The sequence below is a fragment of the Salinimonas chungwhensis DSM 16280 genome (assembly GCF_000378185.1).
GTDB classification, from domain to species: Bacteria; Pseudomonadota; Gammaproteobacteria; order Enterobacterales; family Alteromonadaceae; genus Alteromonas; species Alteromonas chungwhensis.
This window is the reverse complement of record NZ_KB899376.1, coordinates 728,557-751,965: the sequence shown is the minus strand read 5'-3', so window position 1 is coordinate 751,965 and position 23,409 is coordinate 728,557. Positions and strand designations below refer to the sequence as shown.

Annotated in this window: 16 protein-coding genes; 12 read left to right on the top strand and 4 right to left on the bottom strand. The window is 46.7% G+C overall.

Annotation, left to right across the window (positions count from 1 at the left end):
* The first annotated feature begins 433 nt into the window (after nt 1-433).
* Nucleotides 434-1,360 (top strand): diguanylate cyclase, encoded by a 927-nt coding sequence (locus F458_RS0103410; RefSeq protein WP_018981976.1) that lies wholly within the window; start codon nt 434-436, stop codon nt 1,358-1,360.
* Between the two features lie 167 nt (nt 1,361-1,527).
* A complete protein-coding gene (locus tag F458_RS0103405) occupies nt 1,528-3,192 on the top strand; it encodes a response regulator (protein WP_018981975.1) in 1,665 nt (554 codons plus the stop codon).
* 11 nt (nt 3,193-3,203) lie between these two features.
* Here F458_RS0103405 and F458_RS0103400 read toward each other — a convergent pair whose 3' ends face one another.
* Nucleotides 3,204-4,580, bottom strand: a complete 1,377-nt coding sequence (locus F458_RS0103400; RefSeq protein ID WP_232362625.1) for a DUF2252 family protein — start codon at nt 4,578-4,580, stop codon at nt 3,204-3,206.
* Between the two features lie 276 nt (nt 4,581-4,856).
* Here F458_RS0103400 and ahpC point away from each other — a divergent pair, with 276 nt between their 5' ends.
* The 7 genes from ahpC (at nt 4,857) to F458_RS0103365 (ending at nt 14,825) form a co-directional block, all read left to right on the top strand.
* Complete coding sequence (ahpC, locus tag F458_RS0103395) at nt 4,857-5,414, top strand: alkyl hydroperoxide reductase subunit C (protein WP_456300015.1); 558 nt, start codon at nt 4,857-4,859, stop codon at nt 5,412-5,414.
* Nucleotides 5,415-5,489: 75 nt separating this feature from the next.
* Nucleotides 5,490-7,076 (top strand): alkyl hydroperoxide reductase subunit F, encoded by a 1,587-nt coding sequence (ahpF, locus tag F458_RS0103390; RefSeq protein WP_018981972.1) that lies wholly within the window; start codon nt 5,490-5,492, stop codon nt 7,074-7,076.
* Between the two features lie 193 nt (nt 7,077-7,269).
* Nucleotides 7,270-7,833 carry a TetR/AcrR family transcriptional regulator gene (locus tag F458_RS20025; protein WP_018981971.1) on the top strand — a complete coding sequence of 188 codons (564 nt, stop codon included), beginning with the start codon at nt 7,270-7,272 and terminating at the stop codon, nt 7,831-7,833.
* Entirely contained in the window at nt 7,823-8,917 is a 1,095-nt protein-coding gene (locus tag F458_RS0103380; RefSeq protein WP_018981970.1) for an efflux RND transporter periplasmic adaptor subunit, read from the top strand. The genes F458_RS20025 and F458_RS0103380 overlap by 11 nt, the downstream gene beginning before the upstream one ends.
* On the top strand, nt 8,914-11,958 hold the full coding sequence (locus tag F458_RS0103375) for an efflux RND transporter permease subunit (RefSeq protein WP_018981969.1): 3,045 nt from the start codon (nt 8,914-8,916) through the stop codon (nt 11,956-11,958). Before F458_RS0103380 ends, F458_RS0103375 begins: the two co-directional genes overlap by 4 nt.
* A gap of 142 nt (nt 11,959-12,100) precedes the next feature.
* Nucleotides 12,101-12,880, top strand: a complete 780-nt coding sequence (locus F458_RS0103370; RefSeq protein ID WP_018981968.1) for a DUF748 domain-containing protein — start codon at nt 12,101-12,103, stop codon at nt 12,878-12,880.
* A gap of 673 nt (nt 12,881-13,553) precedes the next feature.
* Nucleotides 13,554-14,825: an APC family permease gene (locus tag F458_RS0103365; protein ID WP_018981967.1), complete on the top strand. Its 1,272-nt coding sequence runs from the start codon at nt 13,554-13,556 to the stop codon at nt 14,823-14,825.
* A gap of 215 nt (nt 14,826-15,040) precedes the next feature.
* Here F458_RS0103365 and F458_RS20020 read toward each other — a convergent pair whose 3' ends face one another.
* Both F458_RS20020 and F458_RS0103355 read right to left on the bottom strand, forming a co-directional pair.
* The gene (locus F458_RS20020) at nt 15,041-16,918 is read right to left on the bottom strand and encodes a phytase (protein ID WP_018981966.1); all 1,878 of its coding nucleotides are present in this window, start codon (nt 16,916-16,918) and stop codon (nt 15,041-15,043) included.
* Between the two features lie 106 nt (nt 16,919-17,024).
* Nucleotides 17,025-19,718, bottom strand: coding sequence for a TonB-dependent receptor (locus F458_RS0103355; RefSeq protein ID WP_018981965.1), 2,694 nt, complete (start codon nt 19,716-19,718; stop codon nt 17,025-17,027).
* 288 nt (nt 19,719-20,006) lie between these two features.
* Here F458_RS0103355 and F458_RS0103350 point away from each other — a divergent pair, with 288 nt between their 5' ends.
* Together F458_RS0103350 and F458_RS0103345 are read left to right on the top strand one after the other, a co-directional pair.
* On the top strand, nt 20,007-20,930 hold the full coding sequence (locus F458_RS0103350; protein ID WP_083928571.1) for a GGDEF domain-containing protein: 924 nt from the start codon (nt 20,007-20,009) through the stop codon (nt 20,928-20,930).
* Nucleotides 20,927-21,940, top strand: a complete 1,014-nt coding sequence (locus F458_RS0103345) for an AraC family transcriptional regulator (RefSeq protein WP_083928570.1) — start codon at nt 20,927-20,929, stop codon at nt 21,938-21,940. Before F458_RS0103350 ends, F458_RS0103345 begins: the two co-directional genes overlap by 4 nt.
* 76 nt (nt 21,941-22,016) lie before the next feature.
* Here the strand turns inward: F458_RS0103345 and F458_RS0103340 are convergent, their stop codons facing one another.
* Nucleotides 22,017-22,409: a DUF3718 domain-containing protein gene (locus F458_RS0103340; RefSeq protein WP_018981962.1), complete on the bottom strand. Its 393-nt coding sequence runs from the start codon at nt 22,407-22,409 to the stop codon at nt 22,017-22,019.
* A gap of 236 nt (nt 22,410-22,645) precedes the next feature.
* On the opposite strand from F458_RS0103340, the gene F458_RS0103335 reads away from it, so the two are divergent.
* Nucleotides 22,646-23,014, top strand: a complete 369-nt coding sequence (locus tag F458_RS0103335) for a winged helix-turn-helix domain-containing protein (protein ID WP_018981961.1) — start codon at nt 22,646-22,648, stop codon at nt 23,012-23,014.
* The last annotated feature ends 395 nt before the right edge of the window (nt 23,015-23,409 follow it).

Below are 23,409 nucleotides of genomic sequence, written 5' to 3'. Positions count from 1 at the left end.
AGAAGCAATGCCTAGTGGCTGGTAACACACGTTGTTGATGCTTATCGGATAGTAACGATGGTATGGGCTGTTATGGCTGGCCAAAACGTTCCGCTTGAGTCTGGCATAATTGCCAGGGTAGCCCGGACAGATGCAGTAGCAAATTTGTTACGGAATCTATCGTATCGAAGATACTGTTGACAGTTACTTTGAACCAATACTGCTTTGTATCCATAACTAGCGTAATGTTTATACAAATCAACCGAACTTCAATTCTGTTGAACGTTGAGGCGGCAGCGGTCCCGTTATGTACGATATACGTTAAGCCCCCTAAAAAATAAATGAAACAGATAATAATCATTTACTGACAACAATTTTGTGCACCGGCTCCCGAGCAGGCCAGTGTTATGTCATATATGGTTGCCTGATCCGGGGTACTGAAATAGGGAATGTTATGACAAGCGCATATCCACCGAGCAAGGTCCTGATTGTGGACGACAATGTTGCTAACATAGGGATGATGGCCGATGCACTGAGCGCTGAATACGATATTCTGGTGGCTAAAAGTGCGCAGGAAGGACTGACCCAGGCATTGCACGCCCAGCCCGATCTGATTTTGCTGGATGTAGTGATGCCAGTCACTGATGGTTTTGCCCTTTGTCGACAGCTCAAATCCTGTGAGCAAACCCACAAAATACCCGTTATCTTTGTCAGCGCGCTGGATACGGTAAAACAGCAGGCGAAGGGGTTTGAACTGGGGGCAGTTGATTATATCACCAAGCCTGTCCAAATTCCCATTTTGCGCGCACGGGTGCAAACCCATACCCGCTTATACCGGCAGACTGTCCAGCTCGAGGCGCTGGCGGCGACTGATCCTCTGACCAACCTTGCCAACAGACGTAAGTTTGAAGAAGCGATGAGCCAGGAAATCGAGCGCAATCAGCGTGAAAATCATGCGTTATCGTTACTAATTATTGATATCGACAAATTTAAGGATTACAACGATCGCTACGGGCACGGTCGGGGCGACGATTGCCTGGTTGCCGTGGCCCGCATACTATCGGCATGCGCAAGGCGGGGCACTGACCTGGTCAGCCGTGTCGGAGGGGAAGAGTTTGGCATTATTCTCAGTGATACAGACGCTGATGGCGCTCAGTCAATAGCCCAGGCAATTCGCGCGCGTCTGGCGGCAGCCAATATTCGCCATGCAGACAGTGAGCATGGCTATCTGACTTTGAGCATCGGAATAGCAACGGTAGATTTTGCGGCACTGGCCGGAGGCAGACCTGATAGCCGAATGTTAGTAGACTGTGCCGATAATGCCTTGTATACGGCCAAAAATGAAGGTAGAAACGGTGTCACGTTAAATCACTGGCCGTAAATCTGGATAATTTTATTTAACTGTTTAGAATGTTATGTTTTACAGCTAGGCGCAGCATATAGAATAATACGCCCTGGCAAATGTCAATCGTCATCCGTGCCTTAATTTTATCTGATTCAACAGTACGGCGGATAATTATCAGTTACACAGTGAAGTGAATTGTGCTTATGGACAAATTTCCTCCAATCACCCCGATGGCTGACTTACGGTTTTTGATTATAGATAATCAAAATCTTGTTCACGACCAGATCACTCAGGCCCTTCGCGAGATAGGTATCAAGCGGGTGAGCTGTGCGGTAAATGCTTATCATGCGCTTAGAGAATGCGAAAGGCAGCATTTTGATTTTATCCTTATTGCATTTAACATCAGTCACGATAAAGATGGCTTCCATCTGCTCGAAGAGCTGAAACATCACCACCATGTGACGCAGAAAACCACAGTTATCTTTTTAAGCGCGGAAACCAGTGCTGAGTTGGTAAACTGTATTGTCGAGCTTCAGCCAGATGATTTTTGGGTCAAACCCTTAGACCGCAAGCGGATAGAAACCCGTCTGCGCTATCTCATCACTGTTCGCAATAAATTGCATAAGTTACTACATTGTCTTTATCAGCAGGATTATTCTGCTGCAATTTACTATGCCCAAAGGCATCTTACTGATCCCGGTATGGCGGAGTTTCATCCAAGACTTCGTCGCGCGGTGGGAGAGTGTCTTATTGCTCTGCGCGAGTTCTCGCAGGCAGAAGATTACTATCGCAAGCTATTAGACAATTCGGATCACGCCTGGATTCATGTTGGTCTGGCCAGAAGCGTATTGCGCCAAAACAATTTGGAGAAAGCTGAAGGAATCGTCGAAGACTTACTTGAGCGGGATGATACGCGCTTTCAGACATTGGATTTGCTTGCCCAGTACTACCTGGAAAAGGAAGACTATACGCAGGCCTATGAAAAAATTAAACTAGCCAGTCAGCTCGCCCCGCGAAACATAGAACGCAATAAAAAGCTGTGGGACTTGGCGCGGCTAACCCGAGACCGTCATGGACAACTCAAGGCTGTGCAGAACATGGCCCGCTTTGCTAAAAACTCGATCCATGATTCGCCTGAATTGTCCTTAAATGTGGTTCGGGCGACCCTGGATTTAGCCACGTCGATGACACAACATGACGTCGATCAGCTGCTCAAACGCGCCTCGCACGATTTGCAACAGCTTGAGCGCCGCAAAGGGGCAGGGATTGAGCTGCGGGAGCAGTTGGATATCATCAAGGCGCGGATGCTTTGCCTAAGCGATAATAAGCAGCAAGCCGAAGCGATAATGAAGGATAAAAAGCCTGAATTGACTGGCACCTCCATGGAAGATAACCTTGATAAGATGAAAGCATTTCATGAGCTGGGTATGAAAGAACATTGCCTAGCTATTTTAGATAAGCTTCGTCAGCAAATTGAAGGCGATACATTCTCTTCATATGTGGTGGATGAATATCTCAAGCAGGAAGAGATTGAACGTCGTGAAATCAATTTTACGACTAAAGAGTTAAAGGAAATGGCTGCGGTAAATTACAAGGAAAATCGAATGCAGCCTGCGTATAACAACTTGCGTCAAGCTTTGCAGTTATCACCGGATAATCGGCAAATCGCACTTAGTTTGCTTAAAGTGCTCACCCAGCTCATAAAAAAAGATGTACTTTCGCAAGAACAGATTGCCGTACTTCAACAGGCTGCGAAGACACTTAACTCACACTCATTAAGTGAAGACCAACAAAAAAAATGCGATGAGTATTTCGCTATTTTACAGGTAGCATCTGAGAACATTTCTCTATCCAGCGAAGCGCAGTAGCCGCTGACTGCTTATTTTTCATCGTCGTTGCTTTCATCCAGGCCTTTACTGTTTAGCGCTTCAGTAAACAGCTGATAATCCTCCAGTACCTGCCTGGCGTAAAGAACCGCGCTGTCTGTTAACGCGTCAACATGCGCGGGAAGTATTTCACAAATTTTTTGTTCAAAACGGTCTGAGCGCCGATTTCCCCTGGCATGAGCAGTAGCCAGTGCTTTAGCACACAGTTGCGTAAATGCTGCAAATCCGCCGTTAACATTTTTTCTTCCCATCGCTACATCCTCAGGAGCAACTCCCACTCGGGCATGGTGACGAGAACGAACCAGATAGTGAGTCGACTGCCACAGTGCTTCGTCCAACAATAAATCGGGCCGACGTTCCATTTTACGCTGGCATCTGGCGGTCAGGTGAGCGGGATTAAGCCGATTGATGGGCGATAAGTCATTGAAATAATAAAGTGGTGCAGCCGCTCTTTGTTGTTTGACCTCTACGATATGACAGCGGGAAAAACTTTCTTGATTATGTGGTTTCGCCGGCCCTACCAAAAAATAAAATCGCGCCATATTCACAGAACCAGTACCAGCATTATTACGGCTGACGATGTCAATTATCTTATCATCCATAAACGGGGCGAAGGCATATTCGACTTCACGATAATAATATGGCGCCAGCGTAGAAAATTTGTCGGTGTCAGGGATAAACGCCAACCCATCCTCGGCCATGTAAATCGCTTTTGCCAATGCACTTTTTGTCACAAAATCTGTCCCACCGGCGGCACGGCTTTTCGCTTTTCTGAATAACTTGTGCAACTTGGTATCTTCAGGTATCTGATCGATAGCTGAGTGACGTAATTGCGGGTTATCAATCAGTGAAGCACAAGTTTCGCTATACGTTTTTAAAAACAACGACATTCCCTCCGCAACCTGCTGATCAGAGATTACGGGCTTTACACTGCCATTATTGGGATGTGAATAGCGGTCACCTACAATACCATTGCAAAATTCAGCAGCCAGCGGTAATGAAATCAGAAAGCGTAATATATCCCAGTGGGCGAAACCTACACAGGCATCATCAAAGTCGTTGGGGGTAAATATCACCGAGTCGCCATGGGAGCCTTCTTCTGTAACAAAGCCAAAATTAGATAAATGGCAATCTCCGGTGATGCAGGTCAGCGGTAACGCATCCAAGGCTGATGGTAGGTTGAGACTATTTCGCTGCAAGTCAGCATAGAAAAGTTGTGCCGTGCCCCGATAGAAAGCGAAAGGATTATTGCCCATCTTGGCATGTTTGCTCAGCATAGGAGTAGGGTCCTGAGCATCGATCCTGCGAATATGCCGGATGATGAAGTCTTTTCGACTTTCCTTCATAAGCGTACAGGGTGATGTAGGCACAGCTTTCCTCCCGTTGCATAAGCCGATCTATTCTGGCATTATTCGTAGTTCAATAAATCCGCGCAAAAAACGATTTATTAATCGCAAAATATAATCAAGGTATTCAAATTTACCAATTATCATTTTGTTAGCTGTTTAGCTATTCTAGATACAACTTAAAGGGGCGTTGGCTTATATAAACGAAACCGACACTCTACATATTCCGTAAACACAGTGATTTTTACCCTCGGGTAAATGTTCACTATAAATTTAACCAGATGGAGATTAACAATGGCACTGATTAACACTGCTATCAAACCTTTCAAAGCAAATGCATTTAAAGATGGCGAATTTGTTGAAGTAAGCAGCGAAGATATTAAGGGAAAGTGGGCTGTATTTGTATTTTATCCAGCTGACTTTACATTTGTATGCCCAACAGAGTTGGGTGATATTGCCGATAAGTATGAAGAACTGCAATCACGCGGCGTTGAAGTCTTCTCTGTATCTACAGATACGCACTTTACACATGCTGCATGGCATCAGTCTTCAGATACTATCAACAAAATCAAATTTGCAATGATTGGTGACCCTACCGGCGAAATTACCCGCAATTTTGATTGTATGCGTGAAAACATGGGTCTTGCTGACCGCGCTACATTCGTGGTTGACCCGGACGGAATCGTTCAGGCAATGGAAATCACATCAGAAGGTATTGGCCGTGATGCAGATGACCTGGTCCGTAAAGTAAAAGCAGCACAGTATGTTGCAGAGCACCCAGGTGAAGTTTGCCCGGCTAAATGGAAAGAAGGTGAAGAAACACTAGCACCTTCTCTAGACCTGGTAGGCAAAATCTAAATCAGATTGTGTTCTACATGGTGCGGGTATATACCCGCACCAATTTAAACTCATTTTAAAAGAGGCAGATTCAACGTGTTAACTAAAGAAATATTGCAAGCGCTGAAAGGCTATGCTGAGTCGATGAAAAAAGAGGTAACGTTTGTGCTTCAGGTTGGCGAACACAGCAAGCGTGACGAACTCGTGACGTTTCTGTCTGACATCGCCAGCGTAAGCGAAAACATTCACTTTGAAGAGCGAGATACCCATGGCGTCCTGCGTAGCTCGCTAAGCTTTATGATTGAAGCAGACGGTGACGACACCGGTATTCGTTTTTCGGGTATTCCAGCTGGTCACGAGTTTAATTCATTAGTGTTAGCTATGCTTCATGCGTCAGGCGGCTCAGAGCTGAAGATAGATGACAGTTTGAAAAGTATCGTTAAAGGTGTCGATGAAGAACTTAACTTTGAAGTCTTCATCAGCTTAAGTTGTCATAACTGTCCGGATGTCGTGCAGGCATTAAATCAGTTTGCCTTGCTTAATCCTAAAATCACAACAGAAATGATTGACGGTGGCCTTTATCAGAATGTTGTCGAAGAACGTGATATTCAGGGCGTGCCGGCGGTATATCTCAATGGTGAGTTATTTGCTAATGGCAAAGTCGATGCAGCAGTCTTGATCGACAAGCTGATTGAGCGCGACCCTGGTCTGAAAGAGGCCAATAAAGGTCAGAGTCTGCCGGTTCAGGATGTAACTGTTATTGGCGGTGGCCCTGCCGGAGTAAGTTCTGCCATCTATAGTGCCCGTAAAGGCTTACAGGTGGCGATGATTGCAGATCGGTTCGGTGGCCAAGTGAAAGATACTATGGGTATAGAAAACCTGATCTCTGTGCCTAAAACCACTGGTCCAGAGCTGGTTGGTAATCTGGCTGAGCATATGAAAGACTATGATATTTCCCTTAAAGAACACGTACGTGTCGAAAAGATTGAAAAGGGTAATATTAAGACGATTACGTTGTCATCGGGTGAGACTATTAAGACGCGTTCTATTATCGTTGCCACAGGTGCTCGCTGGAAAGAGTTAGGAATACCCGGTGAAAGAGAAAATGTGGGCAACGGGGTGGCTTATTGCCCTCACTGCGACGGCCCGTTCTTTAAAGGCAAGGATGTGGCAGTGATCGGTGGTGGTAATTCTGGTATCGAAGCGGCACTGGATCTTGCTGGTATCGTAAAGTCGGTAACCGTCTTTGAATTTATGCCCGAATTGAAGGCCGATAAAGTGCTGGTGGACCAGGCTGAAAAACGTGACAACGTGAAAATTATCCGTAATGCAGCGACGAAAGAAATCATCGCTGACAACGGCAAGGTTGCAGCGATTGAGTATCAGGATCGTGAAACTGAAGAAGTGCACAGACAACAGCTGGCAGGGGTATTTGTACAGATTGGTTTGATACCCAACAGCCAATTCTTAACGGAAACGTTAGATTTGACACAGTATGGTGAAATCATTGTTGATGAGAAATGTAATACGTCTGAACCGGGCATATTTGCTGCCGGAGACGTTACTACTGTCCCGTACAAGCAAATCGTTGTTTCTTTAGGTGAAGGGGCAAAAGCATCACTTGCAGCCTTTGAATATCTCCTTACCCATGAAAGTCAGGAAGATATGTCAGAAGTGGCGTAACTAGCTCACTCTTAGAAAAACCGGCCAATGGCCGGTTTTTTTGTGGGGAAAAAGCGATACCTGCCGCGCTTTAGTTAATGCAGAGGCGTATAAACAACGACAAAATACTCTTTCTGCTGCAGTAAAAATTGACATTTCTGTATGAATGATTTAAAAACCGACTGGTTGGTTGGTTGGTTTGTTTGGAGAAGCTATGACCCGCGATAAAACAAATTCCCGTAGTCGTATCGTCAATGCGGCTATTGATATTGCCATCAATCAGGGGCCCAAAGTGCTGACCCTCGACAAGGTCGCTGAAAAGTGTGGGATGAGTAAAGGCGGCGTAATGCATCACTTCAAAAATAAAGAGGCATTACTGGAAGCGCTACTGGCGAACATGATGGATACCTTCAAGTGCTATGAAGACGATATCGTTGCTCAGGAAGATAATCTGTTACCCATTACCCGAGTGCTGAAAAGCAGAGAACAAATTCACAATCACGTTAATCTGGATTATGCGCGCATATTGCTGGTGGCCGCCACTGAAGGAGATGCACTGATGGCGCCTATTCAGCAGCGCTTTAAGGAATTCGTGGATGAGCTCAAAGCAGATGACGCTTATTACTTCGATAGCTTGCTACTATGGCTGGCAGCCGATGGCCTGAGCTTTCAGGAGTTGATATCTGTGAGCCCGTTTAGTGAAACCGAACGCAAAGCGATTCGCCATAGACTGATTGAAATGGCTGAGTCTTTAGGAGATACCCCCCGTGAACAATAATTTCTTACGATCTGCGATGTGGCTACTCGCTGGCTGTTTAATTTTAACCGGCTGCTCAAAGGAGGCTGCTGAGAAAAACGTCCGCGCCAAACCATTGGTTCAGCTACATGAAGTAGGAGCCGATGTGCAGCCAACAGCCAGGCGGTTTGTAGCACGTGTGGATGCTTTGAGCACCGTGGATTTATCGTTTCAGGTGGCAGGTCGGATTAACCAGCTAGTGGAACGGCAGGGTATAGTAGTACCAGAAGGTGAGTTACTTGCTGCTCTGGATCCTCAGGATTACGAGCTTGCTTTGCGTCAGGCAGAATCCTCGTTGCGCAAGGCCATGTCAGATTTTGAACGGGGCAAAGAGTTGAAAAAGGAATCTTATATCAGTGATTCTGAGTTCGATGGCTTAAAAACCAATTTTGAAAATGCCGAAATCGCTGTTGAGAATGCACAGATCAACGTGGAATATACCGAGCTTCATGCACCGTTTAATGCATTGATCACCAACCGCCTGGTAGAAAAGCATTCTTATGTTCAACCCAATCAGCCCGTACTTCGTGTGCAAAATATAAATTACCTGCGCGTGCATGTTAACGTACCCGAACGCATGATGCGCATGGCCGTTGAAGAAGCTCCCCATTACCAGGTTTATCTGGAAAATAATGCAGGCGAGAAGGTCACCGGTAAGGATGGCAAGCCTGTCACATTAAGCTATCTGGAGCATCGCACAGAGGTCAACGAAGCCACACAGACGTACCGGGTCACATTTAAATTACCAAGGATTGAAGGGGTTGAACTTCTCCCGGGTATGGTACTCACTGCACGGATAGAAATTGAGCGCCCCGAAGCGGACAGCTGGTGGGTGCCGTTGACAGCGGTAGATACCTCCGGTGATAGCGAGTTTGCGCTTTGGTTATATAATGAGAAAACCCAAACGGTAACTTATCAACCGGTAGAGGTAGGTGTTATCCGCGATGAGCAGGCGCGAATTATCAGTGGCGTTTCGGCGGGACAAAAAATCATCGCAGCGGGTATCCGCCAGTTGCAAGATGAGATGGAAGTCAGACCGTTTGACAGTGAGCAGCCGGTGTTATGAAAATAGCAACCTATTCAATTAAAAATCCCCTCACCGTATGGCTGCTAATGGTGATATTTTTCGTCGGCGGTATCTTTGCGGTTATCGAAATTGGCAAACTCGAAGATCCCGCTTTTGCTATAAAGCAGGCGATTATTACCACTGATTATCCCGGCGCTACCGCTGAAGAAGTTGAAGAAGAGGTAACTGAACAACTGGAGTCCCGTATCCAGCAGCTCAGTCAACTTGGTGACATTACTTCACGTTCTCTGCCGGGCCAGTCGCAAATTACCATAAAACTGCGCGATGATTTTTCAGGTGAACAGCTGCCACAGGCCTGGGATGAGTTGCGACGTAAGGTGGAAGCAGCCACGATGAGATTGCCTCAGGGAGCCCGGCAACCAGTGGTGAACGATGACTTCGGTGATGTTTACGGCATGTACTACGCCGTTATCGCAGAGGGTTTTTCACATAAACAAAAAAGAGAATTATCATCGCGTTTAAGACGCGAAGTGCTTACTGTGCCTGGGGTTACACGGGCCCAGCTTGGCGGGGTGCCTGAGGAAACAATTTATGTCGAGGTGACTCAGGAAAAGCTTGCCAGCCTGGGCATTTCTCTTAATCAAATAGCCGGCGTTTTCCAGACAGAAAGTGCTATTGCCGATACCGGTAGTGTCAGAGTGGAAGACAGGCGCATCCGCCTGGTGATTCCTCCCAGTGATGATTCTGCTGACACTATCCGGAATCTGAAATTCGGTATACCAGGAACCACAGAACAATTGCATATCGGCGATATTGCCGACGTGTACCGGGCAGAGACCGAAAACCCCACGCAACTGGTTCGTCACAATGGCGAGGCGGCATTTACCCTGGCTATCGCCGGGCGTAGTGATAAAAATATTGTAGATATCGGTAATCGGGTTACTTCCCACTTAAATACACTGCGCGAAAAACTACCGCTGGGTGTGGAAATATTGCCAATTTATGAACAGCACAAGGTTGTGGATCAGGCTATACAGGATTTTCTGGTTAATCTTGCAGCTTCAGTCACCATTGTGGTGGCAGTATTACTATTCGTTATGGGATGGCGTGTCGGTGTCGTGGTGGGCGGTACTCTGCTGCTTACCGTGCTAGGCACCGTATTGTTTATGTGGATATTCTCCATTCAGATGGAGCGGATCTCTCTGGGCGCACTGATCATTGCCATGGGCATGCTAGTGGATAATGCTATTGTAATCGGTGAATCCATGCTGCTTAACCGTCAAAAGGGAAAAAATTCTGTTGAGGCCGCTGAAGAAGCCGCTCAGCAAACCCAGTTTCCGTTACTGGCGGCGACAGTTATCGGCATCCTGGCGTTTGCCGGTATAGGGTTATCGCAGGATACTACCGGCGATTTCATGTTCTCATTGTTCGCCGTGATACTGATTTCGTTGTTACTGAGCTGGGTGCTGGCCGTGACGGTGACTCCCTTACTGGGTCATTATTTATTTAAGGCGCAAAGTGGTGATACCGACGAAGATATTTATGATACCCGTGGGTTCAGAGCCTATAAAAAATTATTGAGCGGCGCATTACGCCACCGGCGCCTGACCATCGTGTTTCTTGTAATGACTACCGCAGCCGCAGTGGTTGGCTTTGGCTGGGTTAAGCAATCGTTTTTCCCACCTTCCAATACGCCGATCTTCTATGTTGATTATTACCTGCCTCAAGGCAGTGATATTCGTGCTACGGAAGATGATATGAAAGCCATCGAAGCAACAATTTTACAGCAACCTGGTGTTGAGAGCGTGACCAGCCTGATTGGCATGGGAGCCAGCCGGTTTATGTTGACTTATGCCCCTGAATTGCCAAACCCTGCGTATGGCCAGTTTATTGTGCGTACTGAACAGCGTGAGCAAATCCCTGCGATTATGAAAGCATTACGTGAACGCATCAACCGCTCTCATCCGCAGGCTGAAGTCTATACCCGTCGTATCTTTTTTGGTCCTGCCGAAGGTGCCAAGATAGAAGCGCGGTTTATGGGTAGTGATCCGGAAGTGTTAAGAGCGCTGGGGCAAAAAGCGCAAAATATTATGTACGCATCTGACAGTATTACAGACATACGCCAGAACTGGCGGCAGCGTGAAGTTATTGTCAGACCTGTTATCGATGAGCAGCAGGCGCGGATTGCAGGTCTATCGCGTACGGACATCGCTGACTCACTGGAATTTGCTACCGTCGGAAAGCGGGTAGGCGTCTACCGCGAAGAGGACCGACAGGTGCCGGTGGTCATCCGCCCGCCTGCTGGAGAACGCAGAAGTATGTCTTGGTTGGAAGACCGGCTGATTTATAGTGACGCGGAGCAAACCTTTATACCAGTAAGGCAAGTGGTCAAAGATTTCGAGGTGCATTCTGAAAATGGCATTATTCATCGCCGAAATCGAGTCAGAACCTTAACCGTGCAAGCCGAGCCGGTGGGTGATCTTACCGCGGCTACCGCACGGGCCACGGTGGTTAAACAAATTGAGTCGATGGCGCTGCCACCAGGTTACGCACTGGAGTGGGGGGGCGAATATGAGAGCTCCCGGGAAGCGCAGGCAGGCCTGGCAACCAAGCTACCCATTAGCTTTTTATCCATGATATTAATCACTATTTTGCTGTTCAATGCCCTCAGGCAAGCAGCGTTAATATGGATTATCGTCCCTATGTCTGTTTGCGGGGTGACAGCGGGTTTACTGCTGACCGGTTTGCCATTTAGCTTCACCGCATTGCTGGGCTTGTTGAGTCTGTCCGGGATGTTGATAAAAAATGCTATTGTTCTGGTGGATGAGGCTGATATACGTCGTACAACAGCGGATAATCTGCACGATGCCATCACCGGTGCCAGTCTAAGCCGACTGCGGCCAGTCATGCTGGCAGTGCTTACCACTGTGTTGGGTATGTTACCGCTTTTGTGGGATGCATTTTTTGCCAGTATGGCAGTGACCATCATGGCAGGGCTGACATTTGCATCATTGCTTACGCTGGTGGCGGTGCCGGTTCTTTATTCGCTATTTTTTAGCGAAAAAGATATGCATCCGTAATGTGAAAAATGCCGGCGCCTGCCGGCATTGTTTTCGCAAATAAAAAGAACCGTCGAGGTTGCATACCAGACGCTACCATTTTGATCTGAATAGGGTTACTTTAGCTAACTAACTAATTCAGCACTCGATAAGGGAATAAGTAATGAAAAAAGTGTTAACCATACTTTTGGTGGTGATTGTCCTCATCGTTGGGGCAGTCTGGTATGTCATGAGCGGGGCAGGCGACTTCATACGTACTCAACTTGAGCAGCAGGGCAGCGAATATATGGGGGCTGAGGTTTCAGTTGCCAGTGTTGAAATTGCTTACAGCGACGCGAAGATGAACATCACAGGTCTTGAGGTGGCTAATCCCGATGGCTTTTCAGACGATACTGCGATGGCCATGAATGCATTATCCTTTGATTTAGGGGCATTAGCCTCACAGCCTTATGTGGTTCAGAATGTAACGATTGACGCTCCGGATATTCTTTATGAAATGAACGGGCAAAATCAGAGCAACTTACTGGTCCTTAAAAATAACCTGCAAAACAATTTACCTGCTGGCGAACAACAGGAACAGCCGCAGGGTGATAAAGATATGCCGCGGGTAATAGTGGAAAACGTCACTATCAGCAATGCCCGCTTGCGGCTTAACTTTGAAGCTGTGGAGACCGGTGAGTTGCAGATTGATAAAAAATCTTACGAGATAACGTTACCCACCTTTAATGCCGGACCGGTAGGACAACCGAATGGGTTGCCGGCCGATCAGGTAGGCGGCGCCATTATGGAAAGTCTGTTGGATAACGCCATTGAACAGGCTAAGCAGCAAGCCCGTGAAAAACTCAAAGCCCGAGCCAGACAAGAACTTGAGAAAGAAACTGACAAGCTGAAAGAGAAAGCACAGGAAAAATTAAAAGGGCTGTTCAACAAAGGTAACGGTTAAAAAGTATTGTAAATTGCTTTAACCAAAACCCGCTGTATTCCTATATAGCGGGTTTTTTATTGTTCGAAAAGACAAATGCTGTAAGGTCTGTAATTGTCAGACGATCCTTACTTACGATAATTCTCAAGCTGTTTAGGCCATATCTTGTTTGTCTGAAAGTCCAATAATATGCATTTCTGCTGAGCTGACTATGTTTCAAAAACCCGCCAACCCGCGGTTGTTTTCTCCCTGCTAACGTACTGGTTCAAACCTGCTCCTTTCACTATCAATCTCATAGCTAAATAGTAAAGGGTCCGGTGAGTCATTTGTGAGAATTGAAAAACCAGGATTATTAGCGCTTATCTCAATTTGGGCGCCAGAGGCGCAACTTCAACGGCTAAGAATGCAAACTTATTATGTTACCGTGTTGCTAACCCGTAAGAGATACTATGGCGGTGATGCCCGGCGAAAAAAGCCACTCTTATATAACCTGACCAAAAATAAAACGCGGTTAATGGTGATATCTCATAAATTGTGAAGTAGAGAGTTGAAGCTTAAAAATCTTCCTGCGAAAGATCAGAGAATGACTATTCAGTAACACCACATTTAATATACAAAATAGAATTATTAAACGGACTTTGAATAATAATTCAGTTAAGTTAGTGATTTTTGAGATATAAAGTGGAAAGATTGTTTGACTGATCAAAATTCAAAATATCGCCGTGACATGGGAATGTTCGGGGTCTTTTTCATAGTGGTGAATGGTCTGATTGGTGCCGGTATTTTCGGGCTCCCCGAAGCACTTCATGCAGCCGTTGGCACATTTGCGCCCTGGTTGTTATTGATTGGTGGAATACTTGTTATGGCCATTGTAGTTTGCTTTGTCGAGCTCACCAGGCTCACCGACCGCTCGGGCGGTCCACAACGTTATGTGGGAGATGCGTTTGGTGCTTATCCAGGTTTTATAGTTGGCTGGACCTTCTTTGCGGCACGATTAATCAGCCAGGGGGCCAATGTACTTGTGTTGGTGGCTTATGCGGCGGCGCTTTGGCCCGTTGTGGGCGAGGGGACGGCAAAAACGGTATTGATTGTCGGTGTGCTCGGTGGACTTACCATTATCAACGTTGTTGGTATAAAAAAAGTGGTTGCCGTACTAGGTGCCATGACGCTGTTTAAGCTATTGCCGTTATTAATTTTGATGTCCATCGGCATCTGCGCCGCTGCAAATAACGGTGACGTGATATTGCCAACGTTTAGTGCGGTAGAAGGTATTGCGTTAGCAACGCTCTATGCTTTTGTCGGCTTTGAAAATGCAACTATCCCGGCCGGTGAAACAAACGATCCCAGACGTGCCATGCCACGTGCACTGACCACTGGCCTCGCTGTAGTCACATTGATTTATTTTGGACTGCAATGGGCTTACAGCCACAGTGTCATCGCGGGAACGGGAGCCAAGGCGCCACTGACTGCGTTAGCCGGCGAGTACGGAGGCGATATCGGCGCATTGCTCATCGCAGCAACTATTGTTGTAAGTGTGCTCGCTAATCTAACAGCAGGTCACACGTCAGCGAGCCGCATGCCACCAGCACTAGCAGACGATGGGTTGTTACCAGCCTGGTTTGGAAGGGTCTCCCGCTGGGGGACACCGGCCAACGCCATTATCTTCTTCGGGATAGGCGCGATTCTGTTCTCACTCTGGGATGATTTTTTAGCGCTTGCTGCGGTAAGTACGTTGGCACGATTGCTCGCTTATATCTCCTCGATCATCGCTCTGCCAATTCTGCGCCAACGTGCGGGTTATTCGGCCTTTAACACGACAATGTTAATTGCCGTACCCATTGCAATGATACTTAGCTTCTGGTTAGCGACACAGACCAGTGCGACACAATGGCAGACGCTGGCAGGCTTTGCATTCGTTGGCACGTTTCTTTTTGTTATCGCCAGAAGAAACGACAAATCAGTTTAAAGGGAATGTGTGGGAATTGTGCAATAGCGAATAAACGCAATAGTGTCTAATCAGGTATGTCAAAGTTGCATCATGGTTGGCGCTGGTGAGAATGCTTGCTGCAAAATGCTATGCAATATAATTTGGCTGAGTTACCGGCCATTGGGCACAGTAACTCAGTAAATAACGGACCAGGTTTTACTGGCGGTCAGGCATTTGCCGCTGGACTATCAGAGTTAACGCCGGTTGCGAATAAATTCAGCCACGTATCTGGCATCGACTAGCTTAAAGTTCTGATTATCAGAGGGCAGTACATTGTGGCCGTCCTGCACCACTAACAAGCCATTAGGTAATTGGGAGCCCAGGGCCCGCGAGGTTATTTCCAGGCCATCGGTTTCAGATGTGCCATCCAGCCCTGCTGCCACGTCTGCGGTAATGTTAAATGTACCAAGCAAGACATTGTCGCGAGTTGCGTAAACTGCGTAGCGATGATTGCCCTGACTGGAAGCAATGAGATACTGTTCACCGTCCACATCAAACAGAGCCATGCCTTCAATATCGGCGTGGACCTTATCATTAACCTTGGCAATCAGCTCAGGCTCAGCGTCTTTATCTACCAGCGATCGCTTCCAAATCCCGGCTGCTTCTTCTCCGTAGTACAACACGCCGTTTTCATCATCGGCCACACAGCCTTCGGGCTGTGAGGGCACAGAAAACGTTTCGATTCGCTTAGCCGAAAAATCTTGCTTCGAGCTCGATAATCTGTGCCGCTCATAATTGCCGTCTGTATCGTTTACCAACACATCTACGCCTTCTGCATGCTGGTACAGGCAAAGGCCATAAATATCGTTCAGAGAGGTCGCAATTTTGGGACCGACGCTTGCCTTTCGACTATCTGTATCCAGCCAGAATATATCTACTGTTGTGCTGGTACGGTTGCTGGCTGCCGCCATCGGTTGAAATGAACCGTCGGATAATGTCATCGTCCGAACATCCACATTATTTACCCGTCCGACGTCAAGCCGCTGCAGACGTTTGCCCTGGAGGTCATATAATTCAAGGCCGCCTTTCTTATCCGTACCTATTACAACGGATTTTTCTGGCGCGGCGTCTATTACCCAAATAGCTGGATCATCCGCCGCGTCGCCAAAACGAGCCACGGGATCCGTCTGCGCAAAGGCGGTCAGTGATGCATCTACTTGATCCCGCTGTGACGTTTTTTCTACTTCATTGTTGCTAAACTGAGCGGTATAAAGTTTCTCGCTATCATCATCGTACATGCCGGCAACCAGAAACTCGCCCAGACGGCTCAAGCGAACCGATTCGAAGGCGTATGTGTGCCCGGTTGTCTTCAGTGGTTGCTCGGAAAACTGCCCGTTTGAATAAAGCCAGATGCTTGACGATTGAGGAGAAGCCGCCGCTACGGTGCCATCGTTGTATGTTGCTACACCTTCAAAACCTGTTATATCTTCAGGCCGGTACAGCGCCCGGCTCTCATCCGCTTCCCATTGCGATGAGTAAAACAGCAAGCCAAGATTCTCATCAGCCAGCACAAGTTGTTTCTCACTCTCGTTAATTTGACAAGATGTGATACCGGCTCCGGTATTCATCGTCTTGACTAATTGTAACGATTTGCCATTGAAGTAATACTGATGAAGGCGGCCCCTGGCGTCGGTAGCCACCACATCAAAAGCCTGGTTGTTGCGTCCCATACAAACCGACTCCAGGTCAGCATCTTTTGAAGACAGAGTGGTTACTGCGCTGAAGGTTCTGGCCGAGATATCAAAACTCAATATGTCGATTGCGTAGGTATTCGTATCCAGCGCCGCTATGATTGCGTGATCGGAATTGTGTATCCGAATATCAGTTTGCGAATAGGCACCCTCATAGTTGGCCAGTGTCCTACCCACGCTATCGGTGAAAAGTAACCCCTCCGATTCGCTGGTTACCAGATAAAACAATTCCTTATTAATGGTCAGCGGGGTGAGCTGTTGGCCCGCGATAGGGAATACGGCAATGGTTGCTGCCCCTTGCGGGTTAGTCACTGAAACCCTAGGCGCAGCCTGCGATGATGAGTAAGCTAATGCTAGGGATAAAATAAGAATGCGTAACATATAAACAATAAAATCCTGTGTTAACCAGCCGTAACCGGGGGGGGGGCAAAAAGGGCTTTTCAGCGCCCTTAACTAAAAAGTAACCAAGTGAAACGTACCTGCGGTATTACATGCGCCAGGTAAAGCCAACTTCAAATGTGCGACCATACTTTTCGTATTGGGCATTTCTGTCTGGCTGATCAAAGTAATGATAATAGGGCTCGTTCGTCAGATTAACGCCGTTGAAGTACACCATCATAGAATCATCGAAATAATATTTTCCGGTAAAGTCGAGTTGTTGATGACTGTCTTCGATGCGCAGCATCTCGCCATCAAGCTCTTCAAAGTTATCGCTTTTGTATGCCAGTGTAAGCCGCAGACTAACGGTGTTATTTTCGTAGCCTACGGCCAGGTTGCCGATTTTGTCAGACTGATTAGGCAGGCGGGTTTTAAATGATTCACCATCAAGCAGTGTGGTTGCCTCTGAATCTGTGATGGCGCCATTTGCTGACAGGAGCAATCCGTTGTTGAATGTCTTTACCCAGGACAGCTCCACGCCCTGCAGACTCGCCGATTCTCCGTTGACCGGCTGAATCACCTCGTCAAATCCTTCCCATTCACTGGTTCCGGCAACATCGGCGAACACCACGAAATTATCTATATCCTTATAAAAATATCCCGCCGATAATACCCCCACAGCGCCAGGATAATACTCGATTGATAAATCAAAATTACTCGATTCATAGGGTTGAAGATCCGGGTTCCCCACTTCCGCCTCGCGCTCGGTAACAAAGGCGCCTTCATCTTCTTCAGTACTACTTTGAATTATCTGAAATGCAGCCACATCTTCGAATTTTGGACGTGCGAGTGTCTGGGTGTACGCTCCGCGAAGTAATACCTTATCGGTCAGGTCATAGCGCAAATTGATACTGGGCAGCAGGTAGTCATAGTCACGTTGCGTCGACCATGGCGTATTCCGAACGCCTTCCTCGCCAGTTTGTTCGTTTTCAACCAATTCAACACGCATTCCTGCGGTGCTGAAGTCGGTGTGTTCATAACGTAAGCCCGCCACGATCTGCAACTTTTCAAACTGTGCGGTCAGCATTCCATACGCGGCAAATATGTCTTCGTTGTTAACATAGGAGGCGCCGTTAGATTCAACTTCTGAGTCCAGCGCTGCCAGTGATAACTGTTGCCGGTTACTATTAAAATCAGTCCGCATACCCTGACGGTCAAGACCGGGTCCAAAATCGCCGAATTGCCAGTCAGGACTGCCTGTTGCGTATTGCTGTGCAGACATATCGCTAAAACCATCATCGTAAATAAATACCTGACTGTCGCGATTCTTTTCTCTCATGCGGTATTTGCTACCGAACTTCAGCTCGGTTTCTACGCCAGCAATCACTAAGGGTCGAATAACGTCGATTTTAATACTGGTTTCTGTGTCTTTGGTGTAATTATCTTCGAAGCTGACTTCATCGGTCTCATATGTCGAAAGGTCAGTAGCCGCAGCATTTTGGGTGACAACGGGGATTTGGGTATTTAGATCTGTTGTAATACTGTCATTGTCAGTCTTAAAAACATAATACAAAGCGTCGGGCTCATCTTCGTCAGATTTTGCATAGCCAAGTTGCCAGTTAATCAGCCATACGCCTAACTGATGTTCACCACCGCCACTTACTGTAAAAATCGACTGTTCTTCGTATCGGTCCTTACTTTCTCTTTCTATCTGAGAATCCTCACCCTCAAAACTATAGATATTTGCCTGTCGGTATTCGTCATCGGCAAACTGGCTGTATAGCGTGCGCAAAAAGTACTGGTTGTTAAAATCAGGTCGCCAGTCAAGGTTGACTGCACCACCAAGCCGTTCACGGTTGATATTGTATTCTCGCTGTTCCAGCTCGTCTTCACCGTTACTCTCAATGTTGTCGGAGCCCAAATCCCGATCAAACCAGGACAGCGCAGCAGCAATCCCTACTGAGTCACTGAACTTTTTGGTCATCTTAGCTGATAATTTAGGACTGGTTTTGTCAACCAGTTGATTCTGACTGGCCTGTGCCGTCACACTGGCCGTTGAACCAGGATAATCGAAGGCACTGACACTTTTCACGTCGATGGCGCCACCAATAGCGTCTGCATCCATGTCCGGTGTAACTGACTTTGAAACTTCAAGGGTCTGGATTAATTCTGACGGGATTACATCCAGGGCCACGGAGCGAACGCCTGACTCGGGAGAGGGGATATTGAGACCATTTATGGTGACATTGTTAAGGTTTGGGTCAATACCACGGATACCAACAAACCGGCCTTCGCCCTGGTCCCGCTCCAGCGATATGCCAGGCAAACGTTGTAGCGCTTCTGCTGCATTTTGGTCTGGGAACTGGCCAATTGCGTCTGCAGAGACAATAGACGATATACGAGACGATACCCGCTGTTTATTAATCGCTGAAGCCTGGCCGCTGCGTTGACCACGCACAAGAATGTCAGTTAATGAATTAGTATTTTCGCTCAGCGTTATAACGGGGGTAACTGTTTGATCATCTGTCAGTGTAACTAGCTGGGTCACTGGCGCAGCACCAAGGTAACTCGCTTTCAATGTATATGTGCCCGCAGGTAAAGAGGGGAACCTAAAGCTACCGTCGCGGCCAGACGTTGTCGTAAGATTCAGCTCTTGAAGACGAATTTGCGCGCCAGCAAAAACCCGTGAATTATCATCATTAGTAAGCTGACCGTTAATCTCGCCGGCATTAACAAAAAACGGTGCAGCCCCAAGGCCTAAGATTGCATAACAGTGACAAGCAATGCGCGAAAGTCGAAGCATAAAAATAAATCCTTCCTAACGTAGGTGTGCAATTGATGGTGGGTAAGCTAAGAAGGATAAATGACTATTGTGTGACTACCTTATGACGAGGTAGTGATAAAACGCTGATTCTACGGTTATTTCCCCGTATTGAAAAAATACTGAGCCAAATTGACCTGGTCGTTATCTAACTGATTAATATTGAAAAAATAAAATTTTTTGACATTACGGGAGGGCTTTTGCCATCAGAATGTCATATAGCTGAGCCAGAATGACCCTGTAAATCATTATAAAAATTAAGTAATCAGCATGACATTGATGACACACATTAACGTTTATCACCGAAGGTTCAACCAGCGAATTCATCTGAGTGGCGGCACTATTGTGGCGCAAGGTTTGGCCCTGTTTTTGGTCCTGTCGCATGGTATAACCAAACAGCTTGCGCACATTGACTGGCTGGATATTGTTGCTGAGGGGAGTGTTTTTATATTTGCCGCGACATGGATTATCGCTGTAATCGTAAGCAGACCAGCGGGCAAGGTTACAACGTTGATGGTCGCGGGGCTTAATTGTCTGGCATTTACCGCACTACTGGATTTACTCGATGAGCTCTTTTATTACCCTTTGGCATCACAGTGGTTAGGCATGATTGAATCAGTTCCTGCGGCGGCGGGTATGGTGATAATGACTGTGGCCCTGGTGTTCTGGCATAGGGAACAACTGGCGCTCAATGTTCAGCTTCAGCGAAGAGAAAGTTATTATCGCGATCATGAAAACATAGATACCGTCACCCAGCTTTATCCTGCTGCTTATTTTTGCGACCGCGCCGCTGATTATCAACGGCGCTTGGTTCATGCCAGTATTTTAATGGTGGATATTAATCAGTTTTCCCGCTTCAACTCACGTTTTGGTCATCTTGAAGGTAACCGTTTATTGCAGGAAGTAGGGCGCCTGCTGGTTATGCATGTTCGGCATGAGGATCTTGTTTGTCGCTATGCCAGTGACCGATTCGTGATCCTGTTACCAGATATGGAATTGCACGCGGCTAATGAGCTGGCCTCTCAGATTCAGAACTCCGTTAACCATTTGGCCTTCAGAATAGCCACCAACACAACTGCCGTTTTTCAATCTGTTCGGACCGCGGTAATCGAATGCGGACCAGAGCATGATGTTGATGAACTACTTGCCAGACTCAATCTTAAACTGACCCACTGTGAGATATCAGTGGCATGAGAAGGAATTTAACTCATGCATTGATAGCGCCGGACGCGCGAACAATTCCTGGCTCTCCTATCGCCAAGGCTATTATGGATGTCTGTAGGGCCCGTCAGATAGACGGCCACCGACTATTACGAGGGACCGGGGTTTTTGAAAATGCGCTACAGGAAGCTGAGTGTATTTCTTTTTCTCAACTGACAAAACTGATAGCCAATGCGCATAAATTGTGTAAAGGAACAGACTTTAGTTTTCAGGTTGGTCAGGCACTTGCGAGTTCACACTACGGCGGGTTACTAAGAGGATTAGAATATTGTCGGGATTTCAATCAGGTAATAAGAATTACCTCCCATTTTATGCACCTGGTCTGCCCGATAGTCGCATTTGCAATTTATCGGAAGGATAGCCAGCTTGTAATGATCATGCGCGATCCAGCTGGTAGCTATCAAAACTGGGTCTGCAAAGCTGAAATCGTTATGTCCGCACTCTATGCGCTCAGTAAACGTTGGACTGGGTCACGTCTGGGCCTTACTTTTCACTTCCCCTTCCATCGACCACGCCAGATGGCTGACTATGAGATGCATCTGGGCAGAAACCTCTTTTTTGAGCAAGATAGTTTTTCAGTCCGTTTCGACCGTTCAGCGGTTAATGCGAGATTCGAAAAATATGAACCGTATGTGAGACACGCGGTTATTGGACATTATAAAAAGACATATCTACGGGGGGTGCTGCTGCCCGAGGCAATTCGTTTATTGCTTGAGCAAACCCCACAAATCAGCGCAGCAGACGCAGCACAACTATGTGGTATCAGCGTGGCCACGCTTAAACGTAGGCTACATGAGTTGGACGTATCATTTTCACAGCTTGTTGATGCATATCGCCGCGAGCAGGCGGTATTTTTACTTAAAGATTGTCAGATGAGTAACGAGCTGAGTGCATTGAAGATGGCGATTACTGATTTGGCAAATTTTCGAAGGGCGGTTAAACGCTGGACCGGATTAACGCCGGCTGCGTTAAGAAACAGGTAGTATCTGTGTGTTTTTATCATATATAAAAAAGACGCCTTCTCATCGTGACGCCTTTTTTGCATCTCACTGATGGTAGTTAGCGGGCGGCTGCAACGCTGACCACAATATTTTCCGGTGGCAAACGGCTTATCTGGATATCCTTTATTTCCACAGAAGTTTCCGGACTAAACCTTTTTAACACGTCATAGGTGCTCTGCGCACCGTAATAACTGGCAAATTGTGACACAGTCATTCCATTGCAACGCAAACCAGCAACCAGAACCCGGTACATAGGGCCGGTATGACTTGTTCCCACGGATAACCCACGTACAGTTTGATGCATTTTCAGGCTATTATCTTCTCCTGCATGCTGGCATACAGCAATCAGGTCCTTTTCCATTTCTGCAGGATAACTTTCGGCTATGGACGGTCCCGCAAGACTTAAAGAAAGCAGACATAGTCCGGCAGACGCAACATTACATCTGATCATAATTTTTTCCTTCTTGGCTGATATTAGTTGAGATCCTTTGCGGTACCACTGCGCAGGCTTCTTAAAGCTAGTTCGCTGCTCAAAAAATTGCGCTGATGAATTGATGAAGATTTGATGATATTAAATGTTTTTACTTATCAGATGATTAATCATGAGATTGTCATTGTAAGCTGAGAATTTAATATAAGAATAATTCTATATGCTAAGCTTTATAAGCTAAATATCAGGGGACCATCATGAGTATGCACCCCGTCTTTCCTAACTATGATTCAGCCACACGCACCGTTTGCAATTCTCAGGGTGATCGTCGCGTGCTCTCTCCTCAGTGTGCATTATTGCTGGAGCTTTTTCTGACTCAGGATAATCATTTTGTTTCCCGGCAACAAATTCGTCAGCATATATGGCAGCATAACATTGTCAGCGACGATATGATTAATCACCTTGTTTGCCGATTGCGTAAAGAATTGAAGTCTGTGTCTGTGGATTGTGACTGGCGTATTGAAGCGATTCCCAAAAGAGGGTATCAAATGGTGATAAACAACATGAAACATGATTTCACGTATTGGTTACATCGATGCAGCAACTGGTTTAGTGGAAACGTTTAATGTCTAGCGAGGCACTATGTTCAGGCACAATGTGGCATCTATAGTCAGTTTATATATCTATTAGCGTTCATTTCTTAGTCACGTTCGATAATAGCTTCATGTTTATCTACCATTGTGATGAAACCATCTTTGCCGTTCTGTTTTAGCAACAAGAAGGTCACTGCAAAGTCTATTGAAATGGATGGTTCACTGGCACAACGTCACCATACTATTATCAGGGGCAGTATAACAGTCATATTCATTGTGATTTGCCTTAATCAAGCCCTCAGCGCGAGCCTGATATTACCGGATTGCAGAAAAGAAGTAGACACTATTTCACACTATGAGTGCGTTTCCCGGCAATGTTAGCATCGCAGGCGCAGCAGGCGCCTGCATATATTTTAAAGGGTAAAATA